The 7,993-nt window shown below is 67.7% G+C and carries 8 protein-coding genes and 1 pseudogene; all 9 read left to right on the forward strand.

The window, feature by feature from the left end; all coding sequences use genetic code 11:
- Positions 1-1,592: S8 family peptidase (locus EGJ34_RS19055; RefSeq protein ID WP_125362029.1), on the forward strand; the 1,592-nt coding region annotated here is incomplete at its 5' end.
- A gap of 120 nt (positions 1,593-1,712) precedes the next feature.
- Positions 1,713-3,446 (forward strand): type II secretion system ATPase GspE, encoded by a 1,734-nt coding sequence (gene gspE, locus EGJ34_RS19060; RefSeq protein WP_125362030.1) that lies wholly within the window; start codon positions 1,713-1,715, stop codon positions 3,444-3,446.
- 2 nt (positions 3,447-3,448) lie between these two features.
- Positions 3,449-4,669, forward strand: a complete 1,221-nt coding sequence (locus EGJ34_RS19065) for a type II secretion system F family protein (RefSeq protein WP_125362031.1) — start codon at positions 3,449-3,451, stop codon at positions 4,667-4,669.
- Positions 4,670-4,712: 43 nt separating this feature from the next.
- Complete coding sequence (gspG, locus tag EGJ34_RS19070; RefSeq protein WP_125362032.1) at positions 4,713-5,147, forward strand: type II secretion system major pseudopilin GspG; 435 nt, start codon at positions 4,713-4,715, stop codon at positions 5,145-5,147.
- Positions 5,148-5,180: 33 nt separating this feature from the next.
- Positions 5,181-5,660 carry a GspH/FimT family pseudopilin gene (locus tag EGJ34_RS19075; protein WP_260477061.1) on the forward strand — a complete coding sequence of 160 codons (480 nt, stop codon included), beginning with the start codon at positions 5,181-5,183 and terminating at the stop codon, positions 5,658-5,660.
- Between the two features lie 73 nt (positions 5,661-5,733).
- Positions 5,734-6,156 carry a prepilin-type N-terminal cleavage/methylation domain-containing protein gene (locus EGJ34_RS19080; protein ID WP_125362033.1) on the forward strand — a complete coding sequence of 141 codons (423 nt, stop codon included), beginning with the start codon at positions 5,734-5,736 and terminating at the stop codon, positions 6,154-6,156.
- A complete protein-coding gene (locus tag EGJ34_RS19085; RefSeq protein ID WP_125362034.1) occupies positions 6,153-6,803 on the forward strand; it encodes a type II secretion system protein J in 651 nt (216 codons plus the stop codon). Before EGJ34_RS19080 ends, EGJ34_RS19085 begins: the two co-directional genes overlap by 4 nt.
- Complete coding sequence (locus EGJ34_RS19090; RefSeq protein ID WP_125362035.1) at positions 6,800-7,681, forward strand: type II secretion system protein GspK; 882 nt, start codon at positions 6,800-6,802, stop codon at positions 7,679-7,681. The genes EGJ34_RS19085 and EGJ34_RS19090 overlap by 4 nt, the downstream gene beginning before the upstream one ends.
- Positions 7,678-7,993, forward strand: a pseudogene (locus EGJ34_RS19095) (hypothetical protein); the annotation flags it as partial. The gene EGJ34_RS19090 and the pseudogene EGJ34_RS19095, both read left to right, overlap by 4 nt.

The raw sequence follows: 7,993 nt of genomic DNA on the forward strand, positions 1-7,993 counted from the left end.
CCGCCGCGCCGCAGCATCTGCGCCGCCTCGGCACCGGTGCCGATGTGATCCGCCTGCAGGGCAAGCTCAGCCAGGCCGATCTGCAGAAGGTGCTGAAGGAAATCCAGGCCGACCCGCAGGTCCAGTACGCCGTGGCCGACGTCAAGCTGCAGCGTGCCGACCTGCGTGCCAAGGAAACCAAGCAGCTGGTACCGAACGATCCGTATTACGCCCAGTACCAGTGGCATCTCAGCAGCGCCACCGGTGGCGTGAATGCACCGGCCGCGTGGGACGTGGCCCAGGGCGAAGGCGTGGTGGTGGCGGTGCTGGATACCGGCATCCTGCCGGACCACCCGGACTTTGCCGCCGACACCCTGCTGGAAGGCTATGACTTCATCAGCGACGCGGAAACCTCCCGCCGTCCGACCGATGAACGCGTGCCGGGCGCGCTGGATTACGGCGACTGGGTCGAAAACGACGGAGAGTGTGGCACCGGCTCGTTGGCCGAAGACAGCTCCTGGCATGGCACCCATGTCTCGGGTACGGTCGCCGAAGCCACCAACAACGCGCTCGGCATGGCCGGTGTCGCTTACAAGGCCAAGGTGCTGCCGGTGCGCGTGCTCGGCAAGTGCGGCGGCTACCTCGCCGACATCGCGGACGCGATCACCTGGGCCTCCGGTGGCACGGTCGCCGGCATTCCGGCCAATCAGAATCCTGCTGAAGTGATCAACATGAGCCTGGGCGGCGGCGGTGCATGTGACCCGGCCTATCAGGATGCGATCAACGGTGCGGTATCGCGCGGCACCACCGTGGTGGTGGCGGCCGGCAATGCCGGCTCGAATGCCTCCAACTACCGTCCGGCCAGCTGCGCCAACGTGATTGCCGTGGGTGCAACGCGCATCACCGGTGGCATCACCTACTACTCCAACTACGGCACCGCCGTGGACCTGTCCGGTCCGGGCGGCGGTGGCAGCGTGGATGGCAATCCGGGCGGCTATGTCTGGCAGGCCGGTTACGACGGTGCGACCACGCCGACCTCCGGCGAGTACAGCTACATGGGCATGGGCGGCACCTCGATGGCCTCGCCGCACGTGGCCGGCGTCGCCGCCCTGGTGCAGGGTGCGCTGGCTTCGGCCGGCAAGGATCCGCTGACGCCCGCGCAGCTGGAGACCCTGCTCAAGCAGACCGCACGCACCTTCCCGGTCACTATTCCGGCGGCGACCCCGATCGGCACCGGCATCGTCGACGCCAAGGCCGCGCTGGACAAGGCACTGGAAGAACCGTGCGAAGTGGATTGCGCACCGGACGCCACGCCGCTGACCAACCGCACCGCGGTGAGTGGCCTGAGTGGCGCGGGTGGCAGCGAAACGCTGTACAGCTTTGAAGCCACGGCGGGCAAGACGCTCAGCTTCCTCACCTACGGCGGCAGCGGCAACGTCTCGCTGTATGTGAGTGCGGACGAGGAGCCGACCAGCACCGACTTCGATGCCAAGTCGTCGCGTCCGGGCAACAGCGAAACCGTGCGTTTCACCGCACCGGTCGCCGGCACGTACTACATCAAGCTGGTGGGTGAGTCCGCGTTCAGCGGCGTGAGCATCCAGGCCGTGCAGTAAACACACCCTGGGGTGTGCGGCGGGAGTCCGTCCTGTGACGGGCTCCCGCTTTCTGTCTGCGTCACCGTCATCCGTACCGCGGCGAACTGCTAAAGTCTCCGGGTCGCCAGGAGAGCTTTCGTGAACGCGGTAGCCCACGATCTTGCAGCTGCACCCCTCGAGGACGCCGAGTCCCGCATCGTCGCGTTGCTGCTCCGCAACGGACGTCTGAAGGACGCCGACCTGGCGCGCGCGCGTCCGCTGCAGCGCGAATCGGGCAGCGAACTGCTGCCATTGCTGGTGCGCCTCGGATTGGTGTCCGAGCGCGACCACGCCCAGGCATGCGCCGACGTGCTGTCGCTGCCGCTCCTGGAAGCCAAAAACGTCGCCGAATCCGCACCCGAATCCCTGCTCGACGCGCTGCCGTTGTCGCTGCGCTTTCTCAAGCAGTTCCACGTCTGCCCGCTGGCACTGCACGACGGGGTGCTGGATCTGTGGCTGAGCGACCCGCAGGAACCTTACGCCGCCGAGGCCGTTCGTCTGGCCATGGCCGCACCGGTGCGCCTGCATGTCGGGTTGCGCTCGGAGATCGACGACGTCATCGAGCGCTGGTTCGGCCAGGGCCGCAGTGCGATGGGCGCGATCATCGAAACCGCCGACGGCGAAGGCAGCGCGGTCGACGACATTGAACACCTGCGTGACCTGGCGTCCGAAGCGCCGGTGATCCGCCTGGTGAACCTGGTCATCCAGCGTGCGGTGGAGCTGCGCGCCTCCGACATCCATATCGAGCCGTTCGAGAACCGGCTGAAGGTGCGCTATCGCGTCGACGGCGTACTGATCGAGGGCGAAAGTCCGCCGGTCAATCTCACCGCGGCGGTGATCAGCCGCATCAAGATCATGGCGCGGCTGAACATCGCCGAGCGCCGCCTGCCGCAGGATGGTCGCATCATGCTGCGCGTGCAGGGCAAGGAGCTGGACCTGCGTGTGAGCACGGTGCCGACCGCACACGGCGAAAGCGTGGTCATGCGTCTGCTTGACCGCGATACGGTGGTGTTCGATTTCCACCGCCTCGGCTTCACCGACACGTTCCTGCCGCAGTTCCGCAAGGTGCTGGACCAGCCGCATGGCATCCTGCTGGTCACCGGTCCCACCGGCTCGGGCAAGACCACCACCCTGTACACGGCGCTCAGCCAGCTCAACACCCCCGACGTGAAGATCATCACCGTCGAGGACCCGGTCGAATACCAGATCGAAGGCATCAACCAGATCCAGGCCAAGCCGCAGATCGGGCTGGATTTCGCCAATGCCCTGCGCAGCATCGTGCGCCAGGATCCGGACATCATCATGATCGGCGAAATGCGCGATCTGGAAACCGCGCGCATCGCGATCCAGTCCGCGCTCACCGGCCACCTGGTGCTGTCCACGCTGCACACCAACAACGCGGCCGGCGGCATCACGCGCCTGCTTGACATGGGGGTGGAAGACTACCTGCTCACCTCCACCATCAACGGCATCCTGGCCCAGCGCCTGGTGCGCCGGTTGGAGCCCCAGCACGCACAGCGGTATCCCGCCTCGCCGGAGGAAATCGAGAAATTCGGGCTGCGCCGGCTGCAGCCGCACGGCGACATCTTCCTGTACCGCGCACAGCCGTCCGCACTGGCTCCGACCGGTTACCTGGGGCGCACCACCATCATGGAGTTCCTGGTGATGAACGACGCACTGCGGCGCGCCGTGATGCGCCGCGCCGGCATGGGCGAGATCGAACAGCTCGCGCGTGAAGCCGGCATGCGCACGATGTACGAGGATGGTCTGGCCAAGGCGCTGGCCGGCCAGACCACCATCGAGGAAGTACTGCGCGTGACCGAGGAAAGCTGAACATGCCGCAGTTCCGCTACAAGGCGCTGAACGCACACGGTGAAGTGTTTGATGGCCAGATGGAGGCGGCCAGCGAAGCCGAGGTGGCGGCACGCCTGCAGGACCAGGGGCACCTGCCGATGGAAACACGGGTGGCCGCCGACGGCAGCAGCGCCGCGGTCTCCTGGGCCACGCTGCTGCGCCGCAAGCCGTTCGACGGCGCGGCGCTGGTGCAGTTCACCCAGCAGCTGGCCACCCTGCTGGGGGCCGGTCAGCCGCTGGATCGTGCCTTGAGCATCCTGCTGGAACTACCCGAGGACGAGCGCAGCCGCCGGGTGATCACCGACGTCCGCGATATCGTGCGCGGCGGTGCCGCGCTTTCCACCGCGCTGGAGCGTCAGCATGGTCTGTTCTCGCGGCTGTACATCAACATGGTGCGCGCCGGTGAAGCCGGTGGCAGCCTGCATGAAACCCTGCAGCGGCTGGCCGACTATCTCGAGCGCAGCCGCGAACTGAAGGGCCGGGTGATCAACGCACTGATCTATCCGGCGATCCTGCTGGCCGTAGTGGGCGGCGCGCTGCTGTTCCTGCTCGGCTACGTGGTGCCGCAGTTTGCACTGATGTACGAGAGCCTGGATGTCGCCCTGCCTTGGTTCACCCAATGGGTGCTCAACGTCGGCCTGCTGGTGCGTGACTACTGGCTGGTGCTGGTGGTGGTGCCGTGCATCGTGCTGCTGTTGATGGACCGCAAGCTGCGCCAGCCCGCGTTCCGTCTTGCCGCCGATGGCTGGTTGCTCGAGCGCAAGGGCGTGGGCGCGCTGGTCGCCAAACTGGAAACCGCACGCCTGGCGCGCACACTGGGCACCCTGCTGCGCAACGGCGTGCCGTTGCTGGCCGGGCTGGGCATCGCCCGCAATGTGCTCGGCAATCGCGCGCTGGCGGCCGATGTCGACACCGCCAGTGACGAAGTGAAGAACGGCAATGGGCTGTCCGCCGCGCTGTCGCGAGGCAAGCGCTTTCCACGCCTGGCCCTGCAGATGATCCAGGTCGGCGAGGAGTCGGGTGCGCTGGACACCATGCTGCTCAAAACCGCCGACACCTTCGAACAGGAAAGCGCGCGTGCCATTGACCGTCTGTTGTCGGCGCTGGTGCCGGTGATCACCCTGGTGCTGGCCTCGGTGGTCGGCCTGGTGATCGTCGCCGTGCTGGTGCCGTTGTATGACCTTACCAATGCCATTGGCTGACGCCGCTGGCATCTACCTTTACGACCCGCTGCAAGGAGCTTCCATGATCCACCGTCGCAAACCGGTCCGCTTTGTTTCCCGCCGCCACCAGGCCGGCATGAGCCTGCTCGAAATCATCATCGTCATCGTGCTCATCGGTGCGGTGCTGACCCTCGTCGGCAGCCGGGTGCTGGGCGGTGCCGACCGGGGCAAGGCCAACATCGCCAAGTCGCAGGTGCAGACCATTGCCGGCAAGATCGAGAACTACCAGCTGGACACCGGCAAGCTGCCGACCAAGCTGGAAGACCTGGTGACCCAGCCGGGTGGCAGCAGCAACTGGCTGGGACCGTACGCCAAGGAAGCCGAGCTGAGCGACCCGTGGGGCCACGCTCTGGAATACCGCGCCCCGGGTGAGGGCCAGCCGTTCGACCTGATCAGCCTGGGCAAGGATGGCAAGGTCGGTGGCAGCAGCTATGACGCGGACATCCGCTACGAGTAAGCACGCTTGGCCGTGACCCGTTCGCCACAAGGGATGACGCGCCGCCTGCGCACGCCGGTGCCGCGCGCCGTGCATGGCGTTTCCCTGCTGGAAATGCTGCTGGTGGTGGGGCTGATCGCCATCATCGGAATGATCACCGCCAGCGCCATGAACGGCGGGATCGACGGCATGCGACTGCGCAATGCCGGCAAGGAAGTGGCCAATCAGCTGCGCTACACCCGCACCCAGGCCATTGCCACCGGTGAAATGAAGCGCTTTCTGATCGACCCGCGCACGCGGCGCTGGGAGGCGGCCAACGGTCGTCACGGGCAACTGCCCGAGGCGCTGGAGGTGCGGTTCCACGGTGCCGCGCAGGTGGCCGCAGGCACGGGCCAGGGCGGCATTGCCTTCCATCCGGATGGAGGCTCCAGTGGTGGCACCATCGAACTGGGCGTGCGCAGCGCGCTCTGGCGCATCGATGTTGCCTGGATCACCGGTGAAGTCCGCTCCGGCCCCGTGCGGGAGCCCCAATGATGCCGGCATACCTCACCCGTAGAGCCACGCCCTGCGTGGCTTCGTGGTCCAGCACCGCCCAGGATCGCCTGCGATGAAGCACCAGCGCGGCTACTCCCTGCTCGAAGTCATCGTCGCCTTCGCCCTGCTGGCGCTCGCCCTGACCCTGCTGCTGGGCAGCCTCTCCGGCGGCTCGCGCCAGGTCCACAACGCCGACCTGCGCACCCGCGCGGTGCTGCACGCGCAGTCGCTGCTGGCGCTGACCGGCGTCGACACACCGCTGCAGGAAGGCCGGCAGCAGGGCCAGTGGGAGGACGGTCGCTACACCTGGGAGCTGCAGATCAGTCCTTTCGTGGAACCGCGCAGCAGCCCCGTGCCGGCATCGGCCACGGTTGCACCCGCCGGGCCACAGCTGGCCGAACTGCGGCTGCAGGTACGCTGGGGCGAAGGCGCGGGCGAACAGCTGCAGTGGCACACTTTGCGCCTGCTTCCGCCGTCCAGCGGAGCGCCCCGATGACCTCGCTACGTCTGCAGCGTGGCTTCACCCTGATCGAAGTCCTGCTGGCCACGGTGCTGCTGGTCGGCGGACTGGCGATGGCGTTTGCCACGGTGCGCTCGGCCATGAACATCGCCCAGCGCGGCGAACGCATCGCCGCACAGAACGAGCGCATGCGTGCGGTGGAAGGCTTTCTGCGCCGCCGCCTGAGCATGGCGCTGCCGACCGCGGCCGAACCGCCGGATCCAACCCGTGAACCGCTGTACTTCCAGGGCGAGGCGCAGCACATGGTGTTCGTGTCCGAGCTGCCCGGATACCTGGGGCGGGGCGGTCCCTATGTGCATGAACTGCAGGCGCGGGGCCGCGGCGATGCGCAGACGCTTGAACTGGGCCTGACCCTCGTGCAGAACGGCGAACGCATTGCCGAAACGCCGCCGCGCCCACCGGAAGTGCTTGCCGACGCGCTGCGCGAGGTGCGCTTCCGCTATCGCGGGGTCGACATGCGCACCGGTCAGCTGGGCGACTGGCAGGACCGCTGGGAAGATACCCGCCGCCTGCCCAACCTCGTGGAGATCCGCATCACGCCGCAGCAGGGCGCACCGTGGCCGCCACTGATCGTCGCGCTGTCGCAGTCGCGCGGTGCACGCGGCGCAGGAGCCGGTACATGAGCCGGCTGCGCTGTCGATCCACGCGTGGTGCCGCGCTGGTGCTGGTGCTGTGGCTGATCGCGCTGCTCACCGCGGTGGTGGGTGCTTTCGCGCTGAGCGCCCGCGTCGAGCACCTGCAGCAGCGGGTGAGCGGCGACGACGCCATCGGCCAGGAACATGCGCGCGCCGGCGTGGAGTATGCGCTGTACCGGCTTCAGCCCAATGCACTGCAGCCGCCGTGGACCGCGGACGGGCGACGTTATCGCTGGTCCTTTGACGACCGCACGATTGACCTGCGCATCATCGACGAGAACGGCAAGGTCAATCTCAACCTGGCCGATGCCACCCTGCTGACCGGGCTGCTGGAAGCGGTGGAGGTCGAACCCGCACGCGCCAGGCAGCTGGCCGGCGCGATCATCGACTGGCGTGATCCAGACAGCCTGAAACAGCCCGGCGGCGGTGCCGAAACGGCCGATTACGTCGCCGCTGGACGGCCCTACGGCGCACGCAATGCCCGCTTTGAAACCCTGGGCGAGCTGCAGCGGGTGCTGGGCATGGACGCGGCATTGTATGAACGGCTCGAGCCACTGCTGACCCTGTACAGCCGGCAGTCGCGCCCGGATCCGCGTTTTGCCGCAGGCCCGGTGCTGAGCGCGCTGGGGCTGGATGCCGAGCGTCTGCTGGCCGACCGTGAACGCCTGCAGGGCAGTGACGAAGACGGAAACGTGACCGCCGGGGCACCCGCAGGGGGCAGCGGCACTTATAGTATCGAGAGCCGCGCGATGGACCCGCGCGGCAGGGTTTCAGTACTGCGCGCCGTGGTGCGCAGGGGCGCAGCAGGCACGCCGGGAACGGCATACACGGTACTTCGCTGGGAACAGGGAATGGCAGCTCGATGACTTCATGGCGGGACAGTCTGGTGCAGGCACGGGGGCGACTCGCGCCAGGCGTGGGCAATGGCCTGCGCTGGTGGCGGCGGTCGCTGCTGGCCTGGTTGCCGGTGCGCTGGCAGTGGGCGCTGGGCTGGTCGCGTTCGCGGCTGCTGCTGAGCCGTGAGGGCGAGCAGCTGCGCGTGCAGCGTGACACTGCCGGGCAGCTGCAGCCGGTACTCGAACTGCCCTGGCCGCAGTCGCCGGCCGAGCTGGAGCCCGTGCTCGACACGCGCATGCGCGGCCTGCCGCGACATTGGGTGCTGCCCGCCTCGGCGGTGC

The organism is Stenotrophomonas sp. 278, from assembly GCF_003935715.1.
Lineage (GTDB): Bacteria > Pseudomonadota > Gammaproteobacteria > Xanthomonadales > Xanthomonadaceae > Stenotrophomonas > Stenotrophomonas maltophilia_AH.